Origin of the sequence: Donghicola mangrovi (assembly GCF_013377535.1) — a bacterium.
GTDB classification, from domain to species: Bacteria; Pseudomonadota; Alphaproteobacteria; order Rhodobacterales; family Rhodobacteraceae; genus Donghicola; species Donghicola mangrovi.
This window is the reverse complement of sequence record NZ_JABCJE010000012.1, coordinates 1-16,380: the sequence shown is the minus strand read 5'-3', so window position 1 is coordinate 16,380 and position 16,380 is coordinate 1. Positions and strand designations below refer to the sequence as shown.

Here is a 16,380-nt window from a genome sequence, read left to right as displayed (position 1 = left end):
CTTTCGGATACCATCCTCGAAGATTTCAGAACAAATTTTCGAGGAAATTCAGATGGCTCAAGAGTACACCCTAACCGTCGATGGGGTCTATTACATCGGATATTATATCGTCGCGGGAATGACCGAGGTTGACGGTTATTACGAATACGACGCTGAAAACGATCAGACCTATATTTACGTCGATGAAACGTTTTCTGACGATGATCTTCCCGCGGACACTCTGGTTTATATTCTGCCCGACGAGCCGGTGATGGAAGACGGCCTCAGCTATGATGGCGACGCATTGCCCGTACCCGGGATCGGTTCTGAAGATGATGACCTCTTCGAAGGAACGGCAGATGTGGACATTTACGCCGGTGCCGCAGGGGATGACACCATTCTTGGCTTTGGTGGGTCTGATACCCTTGATGGGAATGATGGCTGGGATGTGCTTCGCGGGATGGGCGGAGCAGATGTTCTGCAAGGCGGCGATGGCTACGACCGGCTGTTCGGCGGGGCCGGAAATGACACCATGTATGGTGGCAACGACTATGATCGTCTCGAAGGCGGTTTAGGCAATGACCGCATGTTCGGCGGCTCTGGTGGTGACTACATGTGGGGCGGGGCAGGCAATGACCGTATGTGGGGCGGCGTCGGCTATGATGACATCTATGGCGGTGCCGGAGATGACACTCTGCATGGCGGAGAGGACGGAGATTGGATCTACGGAGAGGACGGGAACGACGTTGTCTACGGAGATGAAGGGGGCGACTGGCTATGGGGCAACGCTGGTCATGACGTGATCTATGGCGGCGAGGGTTTCGACGATCTGTTCGGTGGCCAAGGCTCGGACACCCTCTATGGCGAGGACTATATTGACCGGCTCTATGGCGGGCGTCGCGCCGATTATCTGTTCGGTGGAGCCGACGACGATACCCTGCGTGGCGGCGGCGGCGCAGATTATCTAGATGGCGGTGAAGATGACGACATGCTCACTGGGGGCGCCGGTGCAGACACCTTTGTCTTTAGCGCGGGCGATGACGTTGCGCTCGATTTTGACGTCACCACCGATATCCTTGGCATCTATGGCGCATCGCTCGAAGACTACCTGGCGGATGCCGTCCAGAGCGATACCGATGTCATCCTGACCGATATGGATGGAAACACACTGACGCTGCAGGACTTCTCGCTGGATGATGTGGACAGCATCATGTGGGAAAGCCTCGCTATGGCAGGCGAGATCGTCGAGTAACCCGCAAAAAGAAAACCGGCGCTCGCGGATGCGGCGCCGGTTCGAATGCTTGGGGCCTAGGCCCCGCAGTCATTCAATCCTGAGATCGAATTATGCCAGCGCCAGGTTGGTCGCCGACTCACGACCGTTGCGGTCTGCTTCGATGTCAAAGGTCACTGCCTGACCGTCGTTCAGCTGGCGGATGCCTGCGCGCTCGACTGCAGAGATGTGTACGAATACGTCTTTCTTGCCGCCTTCGGGTGCAATGAAGCCGTAGCCTTTGGTGGTGTTGAACCATTTCACGGTGCCGTTAGCCATCGTGTTAATCCTTGTATAAGTTCCGCCCACGGAATGCGGCGGTCCGGCAAAGCTGTAGATCGTAAGCTGTGCCGAGTAGGACAGGTCCGAAAAAAGATATGCACGCCTCATATAGTACGATTTGCCGCACATTGCGAGGGGGCACGTAAAGTTTCCCTGCACAACCGCCTAACAGAATATTGCAGCATAAACAAAGGGCGCCAAACCCTTGGTTCAGCGCCCCGAAAATCTGTTTTTGCCCTGCGGCGTACCGCAGGGAGGCCCGAAATTACGGGATCAAGCGTGCGATAATCGCATCTGCCGCCTGCTCGGCCGTCATGGCGGTGGTGTCGATGCGGATCTCGGCGTTCGCCGGAGCCTCGTAGGGCGAGTCGATGCCGGTGAAGTTCTTCAGCTGGCCCGAACGTGCCTTGGCATAAAGACCTTTGACGTCGCGCTCCTCGGCAACTTCCAGCGGGGTGTCGACAAAGACTTCGACGAACTCACCGGGCTGCATCATGCTGCGGACCATGTCGCGCTCCGAACGGAAGGGCGAGATGAACGCAGTGATCACGATCAGACCTGCGTCGGTCATCAGCTTGGCCACTTCGCCAACGCGGCGGATGTTTTCGATCCGGTCCGCTTCGGTGAAGCCGAGGTCCTTGTTCAGGCCGTGACGCACGTTGTCCCCATCCAACAGGAAGGTGTGACGGTTCATACGCGCCAGTTTCTTCTCGAGGATGTTGCCGATGGTCGACTTGCCCGAGCCCGACAGACCGGTCAGCCACACAACTGCGGGCTTCTGGTTCTTCATCGCCGCGTGGTCGTCACGGGTGATGTCGGTGGCCTGCCAATGGACGTTGGTCGAACGACGCAGCGCAAAGTGGATCATGCCCGCCGCAACGGTGGCGTTGGTGATCTTGTCGATTAGGATAAAGCCACCCAGATCGCGGTTCTCGGTGTAGGCCGCGAACGGAATTTCACGGTCGGTGGTGATGTTGGCCACGCCGATCGCGTTCAGGTCCAGCGTTTTGGCTGCCAGATGTTCCTGAGTGTTCACATTCACTTCGTATTTGGGGTGCTGCACGGTGGCCGACACGGTCTGGGTGCCGATCTTCAGCCAGTAGGCGCGACCGGGGACCATTTCATGCTCGTCCATCCACACGATGGTGGTTTCGAACTGGTCGGCAACCTCGAGCGGCGCCTGAGCGGCAACGATGACCTGACCGCGCGAACAGTCGATCTCGTCCTTCAGGGTCAGGGTGATCGATTCACCTGCCACGGCCAGATCGCGGTCGCCGTCAAAGTTGACGATGCGCGCAACTTCCGAGGTCTTGCCCGACGGCAGAACGCGAACCGCGTCGCCGGGGCGGATGGTGCCGGTCGCGACCATGCCCGCGAAACCGCGGAAGTCGAGGTTCGGACGGTTCACCCACTGCACGGGCATCGAGAAGGGCTGTTCCTGCTCGGCGGTGTTATTGACCTCTACCTCTTCGAGGTGGGGCAGCAGGGCAGGGCCGGTGTACCAAGGCATCGCATCGCTGCGGCTGGTGATGTTGTCGCCTGCCAGACCCGAGATCGGGATCGGAACGAATTCCTGAATGCCGATGGTGCGGGCAAAGTTGGTGTAATCCTCGATGATCGCGTCGTACTTGGCCTGATCGTAATCGACGAGGTCCATTTTGTTGACGGCCAGCACCACGTTCTTGATGCCCAGAAGCTGCACAAGGTAGCTGTGGCGGCGGGTCTGGGTCAGCACGCCTTTGCGGGCGTCGATCAGGATCACGGCCAGATCGGCGGTCGAGGCGCCGGTGACCATGTTGCGGGTGTACTGCTCGTGGCCGGGGGTGTCGGCAACGATGAACTTGCGCTTTTCAGTCGCGAAGAAGCGGTAGGCCACGTCGATGGTGATGCCTTGCTCGCGCTCGGCGGCCAGACCGTCGACCAGCAGAGCAAAGTCGATGTTGCCGCCCTGGGTGCCAACGCGCTTGGAGTCAGCTTCCAGAGTGGCCAGCTGGTCTTCGAAGATCATCTTGCTATCGTACAGCAGGCGGCCGATCAGGGTCGATTTGCCGTCATCCACCGAACCACAGGTGATGAAGCGCAGCATGGTCTTGTGCTGGTGGGCCTCCAGATACGCGTCGATGTCTTCGGCGATCAGGGCGTCGGTTTTGTAAATCGGGTCAGTCATTTATAAAATTCCGTACTGGCGTGGGGGTCCAAAGAAGGGGGCTTAGAAGTAGCCTTCCTGCTTCTTCTTCTCCATCGAGGCGGCCTGATCGTGGTCGATTGCGCGGCCCTGACGTTCCGAGGTGGTGGTCAGGAGCATTTCCTGAATCACTTCGGGCAGGGTTTTCGCGGTGCTTTCCACAGCGCCGGTCAGCGGGTAACAGCCCAGCGTACGGAAACGGACCGAGCGCATAACGGGCTCTTCGCCGTCTTTCAGCGGGAAGCGGTTGTCGTCGACCATCAGCATCAGACCGTCACGGATCACGGTCGGGCGGGGCTCCGAGAAGTACAGCGGAACGATTTCGATGCCTTCGAGGTGGATGTACTGCCAGATGTCCAGTTCGGTCCAGTTCGAGATCGGGAACACGCGGACGCTCTCGCCCTTGGACTTGCGGGCGTTGTACAGGTGCCACAGTTCGGGGCGCTGGTTCTTGGGGTCCCAGCGGTGGTTGGCCGAGCGGAACGAGAATACGCGCTCTTTGGCACGGGATTTCTCTTCGTCGCGGCGCGCGCCGCCGAAAGCCACGTCAAAGCCGTACTTATCCAGCGCCTGCTTCAGACCTTCGGTCTTCCACATGTCGGTGTGCAGAGAGCCGTGGTCGAACGGGTTGATGCCGCGCTCGACAGCTTCGGGGTTCTGGTAGACCAGCAGTTCCATGCCTGCATCGGCAGCGGCCTTGTCGCGCAGCTTGTACATGTCCTGGAATTTCCAGGTGGTGTCCACGTGCAGCAGCGGGAACGGCGGGGGCGCAGGATAGAACGCCTTTTTCGCAAGGTGCAGCATCACTGCGCTGTCTTTGCCAACCGAATACAGCATTACGGGGTTTTCGGCTTCGGCGACCACTTCGCGCAGGATGTGGATGCTTTCGGCTTCGAGGCGCTGAAGGTGCGTCAGTGTTTTCTGGGTCATACTCGAATCATCTCATTGAACGTTCCATGACACATAGCTTTGCGAAATCGCTGGCGGACCTCCCATATGGGAGGTATCATGCTGCTATGCAGTATGTGGGCGATCAAACATCCTTGATCCAAGGGCTTTTTTCGGCCTCGACGGGGGCTGGCGGCGAGGCGTGGCTTCCGTTTCTGGAGCTGCTGCGACGCGTCACGCGGGCGGACGGGGCGACAATTTTCCTCGATCGCGGGCGGGAGGAGGCCGAGGTCTGGACCGACGGGATCAGTTGCGCGGACGCCGCCGCGAACCGCAGCGCCCTGCGTTTTGACCGAGTCTATGACCAAGAGGGGCTGCCCGCTGGCGTCATCCCCGAAGGGTTCGTGCGGCTGGTCAAAGTGCGCGCGGGCGGGGCGACAGCGACCCTCTGCATCAAGCGTCTGGACATCCGCAAAGATTTCCGCAGCACCGACCGGCAGTACCTGACCGCGCTGACACCCTTTCTAGGGCAGGCGGTCGAGACATGGTCGGGGCTAGAGCGGCAACGGTCGATGGCGGCGCTGACAGGGGGCTTGGCGGGTGGGCTTGGCGCGGCGTGGGTGATCATGGACCTGACCGGCATTGTGCAAGAGATGTCTGCGAATGCTCGCGATCTGCGCCTGCTGGCGGGTCAAACCGTCCGCAGGCGGCTGGAATTTCCCGACGGCGATTTGGCGCTGACCTTTCGCACGGGGTTTGCGGCCTGCATCGCCGCGCCCGAGGTGCCTCAGGCCCTGTTTGATCCAGAAACCGGCACCGATCTGGTGCTGCGCCGGACCCATCTGGCGGGCGATCCGGTGGTCGTTGCAACCTTCCGCGCGCCGGCCGAACTGCCCGATCCGGACCACTTTGCCGCCCATTTCGGCCTGAGCCGAAGCGAAAGCCGCCTTGCCGCGCTGATCTGCGAGGGGCACTCGATCAAAACCGCCGCCGCCGATCTGGGCTGGACCGAGGAAACCGCCCGCACCTGCTCCAAAGCGATCTTCACCCGTCTCGGCGTGCAGGGCCAAACGGGCCTCTTGCGGCGGGTTCTGACCAGCGCGGTGACGTTGGGTTTGGGCAATTGCCAAGCGGGCAGCGCACAGGCACAGTTCCCGCGACCCGCTCCGAAAGGCCAGCCATGACCGATACACTGCGCGACCTGTTCCACATCGACCTGCCGATCTTCCAAGCGCCCATGGCAGGCGTGTCGACGCCCGCTTTGGCAGCGGCGGTCAGCAAGGCTGGCGGCCTTGGGGCGCTGGGGCTGGGGGCCGCGACCGACGCCGGAGCGCGCCAAATGGTGCAGGAGCTGCAGGCCCTGACCGACCGCCCGATCAACCTGAATTTCTTTTGCCACGAGGCCGCGCAGCGCGACTCCGCCAAGGAATCCGCGTGGATCGACCGCACCCGCCCCCTGTTCGCGGAATATGGCGCCGAACCTCCGACGCCACTCGAGGAAATCTACCCCAGCTTCCGTGCGGATGATCGGCAACTCGCCATTGTTTTGGACACGCGCCCCGCGGTGGCCAGCTTTCACTTTGGCCTGCCCAAACCCGACCAGATCAGCGCGATGAAGCAGGCGGGCATCACGCTGACCGCAACGGCCACCAGTCTGGCCGAGGCTCATCAGATCGCGGCCGCGGGCTTTGACGCGATCATCGCCCAAGGCTGGCAGGCGGGCGGTCATCGGGGGATTTTTGATCCCTTCGGGCCAGATGAACGCCTGCCCACCTGGGATCTGCTCAAGCAATTGGTCGGCGCTACTTCGCTGCCCGTCATTGCGGCGGGTGGCATCATGACGGGCGCGGATGTCCGGCACGCTTTGTCGCTGGGGGCGGTGGCCGCGCAACTGGGGACGGCGTTTGTCGGGTGCCCCGAAACCTCGGCGGACGGGGCATATCGTGCGCGGCTGCCCTTGGGGGGCACGCAGATGACCAGCGTAATTTCCGGTCGCCCTGCGCGGTGCCTGACCAACCGTTTTACCGATTGGGGCCAAGAGGTTACGCCCGATCACATCCCCGCCTATCCCTGCACCTATGATCTGGGCAAATCCCTGAACGCCGCAGCCAAGGCCAAAGGCGAAACCGGTTTCGGGGCGCAATGGGCGGGCGATGGGGCCGCGCGCGTGCGGCCCATGCCTGCGGCTGAATTGATGGCGCTGCTGATCGCAGAACTAGTGGTTTAATCCACCCGACCGATCCGCAGGTTCAGGGGCCATGTGATCCGCACGGTTTGGCCGGTGGGCCAAAGACGGCTCAGGTCTGCAGCAAAGGCGTTCAACAGTTGCGCCTTCCCCGCCTCGGAGGCGCGGCGGGTGGCGGACCATGTGGACAGATAGCCCAAAAAGGCCTGCTCGTCCCAGTTCAGGCTGATTCTAAGGTCCGGCGAGGGGAGTTCGGTCAATGGCATGGCGATGTTGCGATACCCGTCGTCCACCATCTTGCGCTCTGGCGGCCAATAGGGGCCGATTTCGTCATAATAGAACTGTTTGAAACGGGCGTTCAGGGCCTCATCCTCCAGCCGCAACACGCCGTAACTGATCAGGGCGACGATGCCGCCGGGGGCCGCAACGCGCCGCGCTTCGGTCCAAAAGGCAGGCAGGTCGAACCAGTGCGCGGCCTGCGCGGCGGTGATCAAATCCGCCGAGTGGTCGGGCAGGGGCAAAGCCTCGGCAGGGGCCACGCCATAGGTCACCCCGTCCACAGACACCGCATTCCCGAACTGGTCCGCGCTGGGGTCAAAGCCCAGAACCGTGTCGAACCGGCCAGCCAAAAGTCGGGTCAACTGGCCCGTGCCGCAACCCACATCCACGGCGCAGGCGCGCGCCGGGGCAAGTGCCGCCAGATAGTCCGCCATTTCTGCGGGATATTCGGGGCGGAATTGGGCATAGGCGCTGCCGCCCTTGTCGAACCAGTTGGTGCGGGTGTTGGTCATGGGGCCCTCCTGCCCGTCAGGGTGCAATGGCGCGGGCGGCGGTTCAAGCGGCCAGTTCGCGCCGCAGCCAGTCGATAAAGCGCCTTGGTCGGCGGCGTCCGAAATGCAGGGGCGGGCCGACGATCCACAAGGACCGCTGGGTCAGATCGGGCGGATTTTTCACCGGACAGACCAGCGCGCCCGAGGCGATCTCGGCCGCTGCGGTCAGCGTGCTTTCCAACGCTATGCCTGCGCCTGCCTTGGCCAAAGCGATCGACATATGGGCGCGGTCGAAATGGGCGCGCTGCAGGTCCGGTTTCGGGGCCACCCCGACGGCGGCGAACCAATGGCTCCAGCCGGTCAGGTTCTTGATGGAATGCAGCAGGCGGTGGTCCTGAAGGCTGTGCGCATCCAGTGATCCCGCCGCCGCAAGGTCGGGCGAGCACAGGGGCAGCATCCGCTCTTCGGCCAGACTTTCGACGTGCAGACCGGCCCACGCGCCGTTGCCGTGGCGGATCTCCAGATCAATGGCCTCGCGCTCGAAATCGGGTGGGTCGTTGGTGGCGTCCACGCGTAACTCGATCTCGGGGTGGTCCTGCATAAAGCGCGGCAGGCGCGGCAACAGCCATTGAACGGCAAAGGTCGGGGCGACCCGCAGGTTCAGCACTTGGGCGGCGCTGATCCCGCGCATCTGCTGGGTGGCGCTGTCGATGCGCTCGACCTCTTCGCGGATCAGCTCGAAATAGCGCTCTCCGGCCTCGTTCAGGATGATCCGGCGGCCGACGCGGGCAAACAATCGCGTGCCCACATGGGCCTCAAGCTGCTGGATTTGCTGGCTGATGGCCGATGGCGTCACCCCAAGGCGATCGGCAGCCTGCACCATCGACCCAAGCTGGGCCGTGGTCACAAAGGCATGGATGGCACGCAGGGGCAGGGTCATGATTGCTTAGATTTCCTAATCCAAATGGCCTGAAAACTAGTTTGTCCTAATCTATCCTGCCCGTCTAGCCTGTCCGCAGACGGCCCGCACAGGCCGCGTCCGGCAAGAGGAGGCCGGACCCAAGGGAGGAAAAACATGAACCTGTACACCAAGCTTCTGGCCCGTCAGGCCGAGGGCAATCCCATCCGCGTGGGCCTGATCGGCGCGGGCAAATTCGGCTCGATGTTCCTGAGTCAGGTGCGCCATATCCCCGGCATGCACCTGATGGGGATCGCCGATCTGTCCGCCCCCCGCGCCAAGGCCGCGCTGCACAATACCGGCTGGGACACCGACGCCGCCGTCTGCGGCACCTTTGCCGAGGCGCTGGCCACTGGCCGTACCTGCATCACCGAGGACAGCGCCGACATGATCGCCCAAGGCGCGATGGACGTGGTGATTGACGCCACTGGCAGCCCTGCGGCGGGCATCCGCCACGCCTTGCTGGCCGCCGAGCATGGCAAGCACATGGTCATGGTGAACGTCGAGGCCGACGTGCTGGCCGGTGCGCTGCTGGTCCAGAAATTCGATGCTGCCGGTCTGGTCTATTCGATGGCCTATGGCGACCAACCCGCTCTGGTCTGCGAGATGATCGACTGGGCCCGTACGTGTGGCTTCAAGGTCGTCGCGGCGGGCAAGGGTACCAAGTATTTGCCCGAATACACCGCCTCGACCCCCGATACGATCTGGGACTACTACGGTTTGACCGCAGAACAGGCGGCAGCGGGGGGCATGAACCCGCAGATGTTCAACTCTTTCCTCGATGGCACAAAGTCGGCGCTGGAAATGGCGGCGATCTCGAATGCTTCGGGCCTTTTGGCGCCGCGGAACGGCCTGCTGTTCCCGCCCTGCGGCACCCATGATCTGCCCGAAGTCCTGAAGCCCAAGGCCCATGGCGGCATTCTGGAAGAGGCCGGTATGGTCGAGGTCGTTTCCAGTCAGGAACGTGATGGCCGGAACGTCGTCGGCGATCTGCGCTGGGGCGTCTATGTGACGCTTGAGGCCAGCGATGCCGAAGGGCGCGGTGCCGACTATGTTCGCCGCTGTTTCAAGGAATATGGCGTCACCACCGACCGCTCTGGTCGCTATGCCACCCTGTTCCGTCCGTCGCATCTGATCGGGCTTGAGTTGGGGATTTCCGTCGCCAATGCCGTCCTGCGGGGCGAACCTACGGGCAAAACCTGCGGCCTGCATTCGGACGTGGTCGCGGTGGCCAAGAAAACCCTGAACCCCGGCGATACCTTGGACGGCGAGGGCGGCTACACCGTTTGGGGCCGCATTGCCCGCGCCGAGGATTCCTTGCGCGCTGGCGGTCTGCCCATCGGTCTGGCCCACGGGATGAAGCTGAAGCGTCAGGTGCCTTTGGGCCAGATGGTCACGTGGGACGATGTCGAAATCGCCGATACCCAAGCCGTCCGCGTCCGCCGCGAGATGGAGGACATGTTCAGACCGGCGACCTGATCAGGCGCTGGTGCGGGGGACGATGTGGCCTTTGAAGCTGCGGCTCAGGTCCTCGTCCTTCTGGCTTTCCAGAACGGTGACCAGATATTCGGCCATCGCCGTTAGCGGCTGGCGATAGGTGGTCAGGTTATAGTTCGGCCCCTGAATCTGGGGGACATCGTCGAAACCGGTGACAGCGATGTCCTCTGGCACCCGCAGGCCCAGATCGTGGCGGATCACGTCGATCGTGCCCATGGCCAGCGCGTCATTCTCGCAGACGATGATGTCGGGCAGGGCGTCGCGCGGACGCCCCTTGAGGGTGTCGGCCATCACGCGGGCGGCCAGAACGGGGTCATAGGCCTCGACTTCGCAGGTCTCGGGCTCGGACCCGAAATGCTCTTTCCAATAGGCCAGAAAAGTCTGTTTGCGCGGCAGGTGGGCAGACACCGTGCGGGGACCGGCCAGAAACATGGGGCGCTGGTAGCCCTTGGTCCGGACGTATTCGGCGATCTCCAGCATCGCGTGCACATCGTCCACCGCGATCGAGATCGTGTTCGGGTTCTGGGAGACCCGCGCGAAAATGATTAGCTTCTTGAAACGCCGCGCGTGCGAGGCGGTGCGCAGAACCTCGTCGTCGAACTGGATGCCGATCAGGATCACCGCATCCACCCGCCGCTGGCTGGCGTTCAGCAAGGCGTCATTCGCATCATCCCGCCCCAGAGTGTTCACCAAGAGCGTATCCCAGCCATGCTTGCGCAGGATGCGGGTCAGACGCTCCATCATGACCAGTTTGTGGGGGTTGGCAAAGTCATCGACCAGCAGCGCCACCAGATTGGACCTGTCCGACGCCAGCGATGCTGCGCGCAAATCGGGGACGTATCCCAGCGCTTTTGCCGCGGCCATGACCTTTTCCCGCGACTTGGCCGAGATCGACGCGTCCTTCTTGAAGGCCCGATTCACCGTCCAGCGGGACACGCCTGCGGCTGCGGCCACATCGTCTGCGGTCACGTTTCCCATGGGTTCGCTGGTAGTGTCTTCGGCCATCCGGTCCTCCTGAAACCAGTCTTAAATCGGATGTCAGGTAAATAATAGCGTGAAGAGTCCGAGGGTTGCTCGATCACTTTGCTCTCGCGTGCAAATAATTCTTGCACGCGCGTGCAGGATTCGGCATGGTCCACACAACTCAGCGGCGCATAACGTCGCAGCACTGGGAGGAATACATGCTAAGAGTTGGTTTGCTCGGCGCGGGCCGTATTGGTCAGGTGCACGCCGTCAACATCGCGGGCCACATGGGCAGCGAACTGGTCGCCGTATCGGATGTGAACATGGATGCCGCCACCGCGCTGGCCACCAAGTTCGGCGCAAAGGCTTGTTCTTCGGAAGAAATTCTGGCCGATGACAGCATCGACGCGGTTCTGGTCGCGACCTCGACCGACACCCATTCGGATTTCATCGAAGCGGCGACCGCCGCTGGCAAAGCTGTCCTGTGCGAAAAGCCCGTGGACCTGTCGCTGGCCCGCGCCAAGGCGTGTCTGGAGAAATCCGCAGCCACCGGCAAGCCGGTCATGATCGGCTTCAACCGCCGCTTTGACCCGAACTTTGCGTCGGTGAAATCGGCCAGCCTTGCGGGCGAGATTGGTAAATCCGAGCTTCTGTCGATCACCTCGTTCGATCCGGCGCCGCCCCCCGTCAGCTACATCAAGGTTTCGGGCGGTCTGTTCCGTGACATGATGATCCACGACTTCGACATGGCGAACTTCCTGATGGGTGATCTGCCGAAAACCGTGCGCGCTGTCGGCTCCTCGATCGTGGACCCCGCCATTGGCGAGGCTGGCGACGTGGACACCGCTGTTGTGACCCTGACCTATGCGGACGGCCGCATCGCAGTGATCAAGAACAGCCGCCGCGCCGTGTACGGCTATGACCAGCGCGTTGAACTGCTGGGGTCCGATGGCCTCTTGTCGGCGGCGAACATGCTGGAAAACACCGTTTCGAAGTCCACCGTTGCAGGCGTCACCAGCGCCAAGCCGACCTACTTCTTCCTTGAGCGTTACATGCCCGCCTACGCGGCAGAGTGGGACGCCTTTGTGACCGCGCTGGCCGAAGGCAAGCCCATGCCCGTCACGCTCGAGGATGGCATCGCCGCACTGGCGATGGCCGAGGCCGCCACCGAGTCCGCCAAAACCGGCGCCGCGGTCGAGGTCGCTCTCTGAACATAGCGGGGTTCGCTCGCCGGACCCCGACCAAGAATAGCGGCGCGTGTCAGAGGGGGCACGCCCGCGATCAGATCCGGATCCACCCGATCCGGTGCACGAAGAGGCTTTGCCTCTGACTTTTTACTGGGAGGAAGATATGAACAAATTTTTCGCAACCGTTGCGACTGCAGCCACTATTGCTGCCGCAGCACCTGCCTTTGCCGCCGACATCATCGTCGTGGCACACGGTCAGGCCAATGACCCGTTCTGGTCGGTCGTCAAGAACGGCGTCGAGAAAGCGGCCGAGCACACTGGCGCAAGCGTTGATTTCCGCTCGCCCGAGACCTTTGACATGGTCGCGATGAGCCAGCTGATCGACGCCGCCGTCAACCAGGAGCCCGATGGTCTGGTTGTGTCGATCCCCGACGCGGATGCGCTTGGGCCGTCGATCAAACGCGCTGTCGAAGCCGGTATTCCGGTGATCTCGATGAACTCGGGTTCGGACGTTGCCCATGAACTGGGTGCTCTGCTGCACGTCGGTCAGTCGGAATACGACGCCGGTCTGGCTGCAGGCAAGAAGCTGGCCGAAATGGGCGGCACCAAAGGCATCTGCGTCAACCAAGAGGTTGGCAACGTCTCGCTCGACCTGCGCTGCCAGGGCTTTGCGGATGGTTTCGCGCACGAAGTCACCGTCATCCCCACCCAGAACGACCCCGCCGAAGTTGAATCCAAAGTCCGCGCGGCTCTGGAATCCGATGGCGACGTAGACACTGTTCTGGGTCTGGGAGCGAGCCTTGTGGGTGAGCCCGCAGTCAAAGCTGTCGAAGCTCTGGGCCGCACCGATGTTCTGGTTGCCTCGTTCGACCTGTCGGCAGGTTTCCTGAAGGCCGTCTCCGAAGGCAAAGCTGCCTTCGCGATTGACCAGCAACAGTTCCTGCAGGGCTACCTGCCCGTCGTCTTCCTGGCGATGAACGCTGAATACGGCCTCGTGCCCGGCGGCGATGTTCCCTCGGGTCCGAACCTTGTGACCCAGGACGCAGCGGCCAAGGTGATCGACCTGTCGGCACAGGGCATCCGCTAATTCAATCTTGCCGGATCGCGCAATTGCGCGCGGTTCGGCGTTTTTATTCTGTGGGAGGAATAAAATGCCAACGGACGCCACGGTACAGGCGGACGAACGGATCAAATCCGAGTCCTTTGCAACCAAACTTATGAAACGTCCCGAGCTTGGCGCCATTGGTGGCGTTATCCTCGTGACCCTGTTTTTCCTGATCACTGCCGATAGCGCGATGTTCACCCTGTCGGGGATTATGAACTTCATGACGCCCGCGGCGCAGCTTGGCATCCTCGGGATTGCTGCAGCGATGCTGATGATTGGCGGGGAATTCGACTTGTCCATCGGCTCGATGGTCGCTTTTGCCGGTATGATCTTTGGCGTCTTTACCGTGAACCTCGGCCTGCCGCTGATTGTGGCGATCCCCTTTACCCTTGGCTTTGCAGCAGCCATCGGGGCCGTGAACGGGATGGTCGTCATTCGCACCGGTCTGCCCTCGTTCATCGTGACACTGGCCGGTCTGTTTATTCTGCGCGGCGCGTCTTTGGTTGGCCTGAAGCTGTTCACCGGCGGCTCGACCCAGTTGCGCGGTGTCCGCGAGGCGGTCGAAGGCGACTTCCTGACCCCCCTCTTCTCGGGCGAGGCGTTCGGCTTCATCTTTAACGCACTGGCGCAAATGGGCGTGGTCGAGACCTTCAAATCCGGCGCCCCCAAGGTTCCCGGCATCCCCGTTGAAATCCTGTGGTTCATCCTGTTCGCCCTGATCGCGACCTATGTTCTGCTGCGCACGTCGATCGGCAACTGGGTGTTCGCAACTGGCGGCGACAGCAACGCGGCGAAAAATTCGGGCGTGCCCGTTACCCGCGTCAAGGTTTCCCTGTTCATGCTGACCGCGATGGCAGCGGCTCTGGTGGCGATCATTACCGTCATCGACGCAGGCTCCACCGACGCCCGCCGCGGCTTTATGAAGGAGTTCGAGGCCATCATCACTGCGGTCATCGGCGGCTGCCTTCTGACTGGCGGCTATGGTTCGGCGATCGGTGCGTTCTTTGGCGCGATCATCTTCGGCATGGTGACCATCGGTCTGACCTATACCGACTTCGATCAGGACTGGTTCCAGGTGTTCCTTGGCGGGATGCTGCTGCTGGCCGTGGTCTTCAACAACGTGATCCGCAAGCGCGTGACGGGAGAACGCTGATATGACCAGCCCCATCATTCACATGGAAAACATCAAAAAGCACTTTGGTAACGTCATTGCGCTGAACGGTGTGACCTTTGACGTGACCCCCGGCGAATGCCACTGCCTTCTGGGTGACAACGGCGCGGGTAAATCGACCTTCATCAAGACGATGTCGGGCGTGCACAAACCGACCTCTGGCTCCATCACCTTCGAGGGCAAGCCGATGTCGTTCGACAGCCCCCGCGATGCGATGGAAGCCGGGATCGCCACAGTGTTTCAGGATCTGGCGATGATCCCCCTGATGAGCGTGACGCGGAACTTCTTTATGGGCCGCGAACCGCAAAAGGGCTCGGGCCTGATGAAGCGCTTCGACCTCGAGCACGCCAACGAGGTCTGCATGGAAGAGATGCGCAAAATGGGCATCAACCTGCGCGCACCGGACCAAGCGGTCGGCACCCTGTCGGGTGGTGAGCGTCAGACTGTCGCGATTGCCCGCGCGGTGTATTTCGGCGCCAAGGTGCTGATCCTCGACGAACCGACCTCGGCCCTCGGGGTGCGTCAGACCTCGAACGTGCTGTCCACCATTGCGCGGGTCCGCGAACAGGGCGTCGGCGTCGTGTTCATCTCACACAACGTGCGGCACGCGATGGCCGTGGGTGACCGTTTCACGGTTCTGAACCGTGGCCAGACCCTTGGCACCGCCCGCAAAGGCGAGATCACCGCATCCCAGCTGCAGGACCTGATGGCCGGCGGTCAGGAACTGGCCGAGCTGGAAGGCTCGCTCGGCGGTACGATCTAAAGGCAAACGGCTCGGGCGCGGTGGTGCCCGGGCCATGTCACTGGGAGGGGACAGAATGGTTTATCCGATGCCGCAGAAGCCGCTTGGCGTTGCCCTGATTGGGACAGGCTTCATGGGGAAATGTCACGCGATGGCGTGGCGCAACGTGGCGACCGTGTTTGGCGGCGCCCATCCGAAATTGCAGGTCCTGTGCGATGTGACGCAGGAACAGGCGGACCGTTTCGCCGCCCAATTCGGGTTCGCGCGTGGGTCCGCCGACTGGACCGATGCCGTGACCGATCCCTCGGTCGATGTGGTGTCGATCACCGCGCCCAACGGGGTGCACCGCCCCATTGCCGAGGCCGCCCTGAAGGCTGGCAAGCACGTCTGGCTGGAAAAGCCGATGGCCCTGACCTTGGCCGATGCGCAGGCGTTGGCCGATCTGGCCACCGCGCACCCCGGACAGATGACTATTCTGGGCTACAACTACCTGCGCAGCCCCGCGTTCCAAGCCGCCAAAGCCATGATCGAAGGCGGCGAGATCGGAACACCCGTGGCCTTCCGCGGTGTCTATGACGAGGATTACTCTGCCAACCCCGACCTCCCTTGGAGCTGGCGGATGACCCACGAGGGGGGCGGCCTTGGCGCTTTGGGCGATCTTGGCTGCCACCTCGTGAGCCAGATGACGGCCCTGATGGGGCCGGTGGCGGAACTGACCGCGATGACGCAGATTGTGGTGGCTCAGCGCCCCTCGCCCGAGGGGTCCAAAGCTGTCGAGAACGAAGACAGCGCGATGGCCCTGATCCGGTTCGCGTCCGGTGCGCAGGGCAGCTTTGCGACTTCGCGCGTCGCCCGTGGCCGTAAATGCCGTCTCCAGTGGGAGGTGCATGGCACAGGCGGAACCATCCTGTTCGATCAGGAAAACATGAATGAACTCTGGGTCCATCGCCAAGGAGAGGCCGGTTTCACCCGCCACCTGACGGGCCCCGACCAACCGGATTTCGCGGCCTTCTGCCCTGCGCCCGGTCACAACTTTGGCTTCAACGAGCAAAAGGTGATCGAAGCCCGCGACCTGAGCCGCGCCATTGCGGGCGGGGTGCCTTGCGGGCCGGATTTTGCCGCGGGTTTGCAGATCGAGCGTGTGATCCACGCGATGGCCGCCTCGGGTGGCAAAGCTGTGCAACTGAATTGAAAGCGC

General features: G+C 62.1%; 15 protein-coding genes. 9 read left to right on the top strand and 6 right to left on the bottom strand.

The window, feature by feature from the left end:
• Positions 1–52: 52 nt before the first annotated feature.
• Complete coding sequence (locus HJ536_RS17575; protein WP_177158729.1) at positions 53–1,231, top strand: calcium-binding protein; 1,179 nt, start codon at positions 53–55, stop codon at positions 1,229–1,231.
• Positions 1,232–1,321: 90 nt separating this feature from the next.
• Here the strand turns inward: HJ536_RS17575 and HJ536_RS17570 are convergent, their stop codons facing one another.
• From HJ536_RS17570 to cysD, 3 genes are all read right to left on the bottom strand, one after another.
• Positions 1,322–1,528 (bottom strand): cold-shock protein, encoded by a 207-nt coding sequence (locus tag HJ536_RS17570; RefSeq protein ID WP_176854423.1) that lies wholly within the window; start codon positions 1,526–1,528, stop codon positions 1,322–1,324.
• 268 nt (positions 1,529–1,796) lie between these two features.
• On the bottom strand, positions 1,797–3,698 hold the full coding sequence (gene cysN / locus HJ536_RS17565; protein ID WP_177158728.1) for a sulfate adenylyltransferase subunit CysN: 1,902 nt from the start codon (positions 3,696–3,698) through the stop codon (positions 1,797–1,799).
• A gap of 42 nt (positions 3,699–3,740) precedes the next feature.
• The gene (gene cysD / locus HJ536_RS17560) at positions 3,741–4,646 is read right to left on the bottom strand and encodes a sulfate adenylyltransferase subunit CysD (protein ID WP_176854419.1); all 906 of its coding nucleotides are present in this window, start codon (positions 4,644–4,646) and stop codon (positions 3,741–3,743) included.
• An 86-nt stretch (positions 4,647–4,732) separates the two neighbouring features.
• On the opposite strand from cysD, the gene HJ536_RS17555 reads away from it, so the two are divergent.
• Together HJ536_RS17555 and HJ536_RS17550 are read left to right on the top strand one after the other, a co-directional pair.
• Positions 4,733–5,788: a helix-turn-helix transcriptional regulator gene (locus tag HJ536_RS17555; RefSeq protein WP_177158727.1), complete on the top strand. Its 1,056-nt coding sequence runs from the start codon at positions 4,733–4,735 to the stop codon at positions 5,786–5,788.
• A complete protein-coding gene (locus HJ536_RS17550) occupies positions 5,785–6,831 on the top strand; it encodes an NAD(P)H-dependent flavin oxidoreductase (RefSeq protein WP_177158726.1) in 1,047 nt (348 codons plus the stop codon). The genes HJ536_RS17555 and HJ536_RS17550 overlap by 4 nt, the downstream gene beginning before the upstream one ends.
• On the opposite strand, the gene HJ536_RS17545 is transcribed toward HJ536_RS17550, so the two are convergent.
• Together HJ536_RS17545 and HJ536_RS17540 are read right to left on the bottom strand one after the other, a co-directional pair.
• A complete protein-coding gene (locus HJ536_RS17545; RefSeq protein ID WP_177158725.1) occupies positions 6,828–7,580 on the bottom strand; it encodes a class I SAM-dependent methyltransferase in 753 nt (250 codons plus the stop codon). The genes HJ536_RS17550 and HJ536_RS17545 overlap by 4 nt on opposite strands.
• Positions 7,581–7,623: 43 nt before the next feature.
• Positions 7,624–8,499 (bottom strand): LysR substrate-binding domain-containing protein, encoded by an 876-nt coding sequence (locus HJ536_RS17540; RefSeq protein ID WP_177158724.1) that lies wholly within the window; start codon positions 8,497–8,499, stop codon positions 7,624–7,626.
• Between the two features lie 135 nt (positions 8,500–8,634).
• On the opposite strand from HJ536_RS17540, the gene HJ536_RS17535 reads away from it, so the two are divergent.
• On the top strand, positions 8,635–9,996 hold the full coding sequence (locus tag HJ536_RS17535; RefSeq protein WP_177158723.1) for an NAD(P)H-dependent oxidoreductase: 1,362 nt from the start codon (positions 8,635–8,637) through the stop codon (positions 9,994–9,996).
• Here HJ536_RS17535 and HJ536_RS17530 read toward each other — a convergent pair whose 3' ends face one another.
• Entirely contained in the window at positions 9,997–11,019 is a 1,023-nt protein-coding gene (locus HJ536_RS17530) for a LacI family DNA-binding transcriptional regulator (protein ID WP_176854408.1), read from the bottom strand. It lies immediately after the preceding gene.
• Between the two features lie 176 nt (positions 11,020–11,195).
• On the opposite strand from HJ536_RS17530, the gene iolG reads away from it, so the two are divergent.
• The 5 genes from iolG (at position 11,196) to HJ536_RS17505 (ending at position 16,374) form a co-directional block, all read left to right on the top strand.
• Positions 11,196–12,188 (top strand): inositol 2-dehydrogenase, encoded by a 993-nt coding sequence (gene iolG / locus HJ536_RS17525; RefSeq protein ID WP_176854406.1) that lies wholly within the window; start codon positions 11,196–11,198, stop codon positions 12,186–12,188.
• A gap of 139 nt (positions 12,189–12,327) precedes the next feature.
• The gene (locus tag HJ536_RS17520; RefSeq protein WP_176854404.1) at positions 12,328–13,251 is read left to right on the top strand and encodes a sugar ABC transporter substrate-binding protein; all 924 of its coding nucleotides are present in this window, start codon (positions 12,328–12,330) and stop codon (positions 13,249–13,251) included.
• A 64-nt stretch (positions 13,252–13,315) separates the two neighbouring features.
• Complete coding sequence (locus HJ536_RS17515; protein WP_176854402.1) at positions 13,316–14,422, top strand: ABC transporter permease; 1,107 nt, start codon at positions 13,316–13,318, stop codon at positions 14,420–14,422.
• 1 nt (position 14,423) lies between these two features.
• Positions 14,424–15,203, top strand: coding sequence for an ATP-binding cassette domain-containing protein (locus HJ536_RS17510; protein WP_177158722.1), 780 nt, complete (start codon positions 14,424–14,426; stop codon positions 15,201–15,203).
• Positions 15,204–15,258: 55 nt separating this feature from the next.
• Positions 15,259–16,374 carry a Gfo/Idh/MocA family protein gene (locus HJ536_RS17505; RefSeq protein ID WP_177158721.1) on the top strand — a complete coding sequence of 372 codons (1,116 nt, stop codon included), beginning with the start codon at positions 15,259–15,261 and terminating at the stop codon, positions 16,372–16,374.
• Positions 16,375–16,380: the final 6 nt, after the last annotated feature.

Coding starts and splice junctions, on each gene's coding strand:
- HJ536_RS17515 (WP_176854402.1), top strand. CDS start 13,316: ATGCCAACGGACGCCACGGTACAGGCGGACGAACGGATCAAATCCGAG.
- cysD (WP_176854419.1), bottom strand. CDS start 4,646: ATGACCCAGAAAACACTGACGCACCTTCAGCGCCTCGAAGCCGAAAGC.
- HJ536_RS17520 (WP_176854404.1), top strand. CDS start 12,328: ATGAACAAATTTTTCGCAACCGTTGCGACTGCAGCCACTATTGCTGCC.
- HJ536_RS17555 (WP_177158727.1), top strand. CDS start 4,733: ATGCAGTATGTGGGCGATCAAACATCCTTGATCCAAGGGCTTTTTTCG.
- HJ536_RS17550 (WP_177158726.1), top strand. CDS start 5,785: ATGACCGATACACTGCGCGACCTGTTCCACATCGACCTGCCGATCTTC.
- HJ536_RS17535 (WP_177158723.1), top strand. CDS start 8,635: ATGAACCTGTACACCAAGCTTCTGGCCCGTCAGGCCGAGGGCAATCCC.
- cysN (WP_177158728.1), bottom strand. CDS start 3,698: ATGACTGACCCGATTTACAAAACCGACGCCCTGATCGCCGAAGACATC.
- iolG (WP_176854406.1), top strand. CDS start 11,196: ATGCTAAGAGTTGGTTTGCTCGGCGCGGGCCGTATTGGTCAGGTGCAC.
- HJ536_RS17510 (WP_177158722.1), top strand. CDS start 14,424: ATGACCAGCCCCATCATTCACATGGAAAACATCAAAAAGCACTTTGGT.
- HJ536_RS17545 (WP_177158725.1), bottom strand. CDS start 7,580: ATGACCAACACCCGCACCAACTGGTTCGACAAGGGCGGCAGCGCCTAT.
- HJ536_RS17570 (WP_176854423.1), bottom strand. CDS start 1,528: ATGGCTAACGGCACCGTGAAATGGTTCAACACCACCAAAGGCTACGGC.
- HJ536_RS17505 (WP_177158721.1), top strand. CDS start 15,259: ATGGTTTATCCGATGCCGCAGAAGCCGCTTGGCGTTGCCCTGATTGGG.
- HJ536_RS17540 (WP_177158724.1), bottom strand. CDS start 8,499: ATGACCCTGCCCCTGCGTGCCATCCATGCCTTTGTGACCACGGCCCAG.
- HJ536_RS17575 (WP_177158729.1), top strand. CDS start 53: ATGGCTCAAGAGTACACCCTAACCGTCGATGGGGTCTATTACATCGGA.
- HJ536_RS17530 (WP_176854408.1), bottom strand. CDS start 11,019: ATGGCCGAAGACACTACCAGCGAACCCATGGGAAACGTGACCGCAGAC.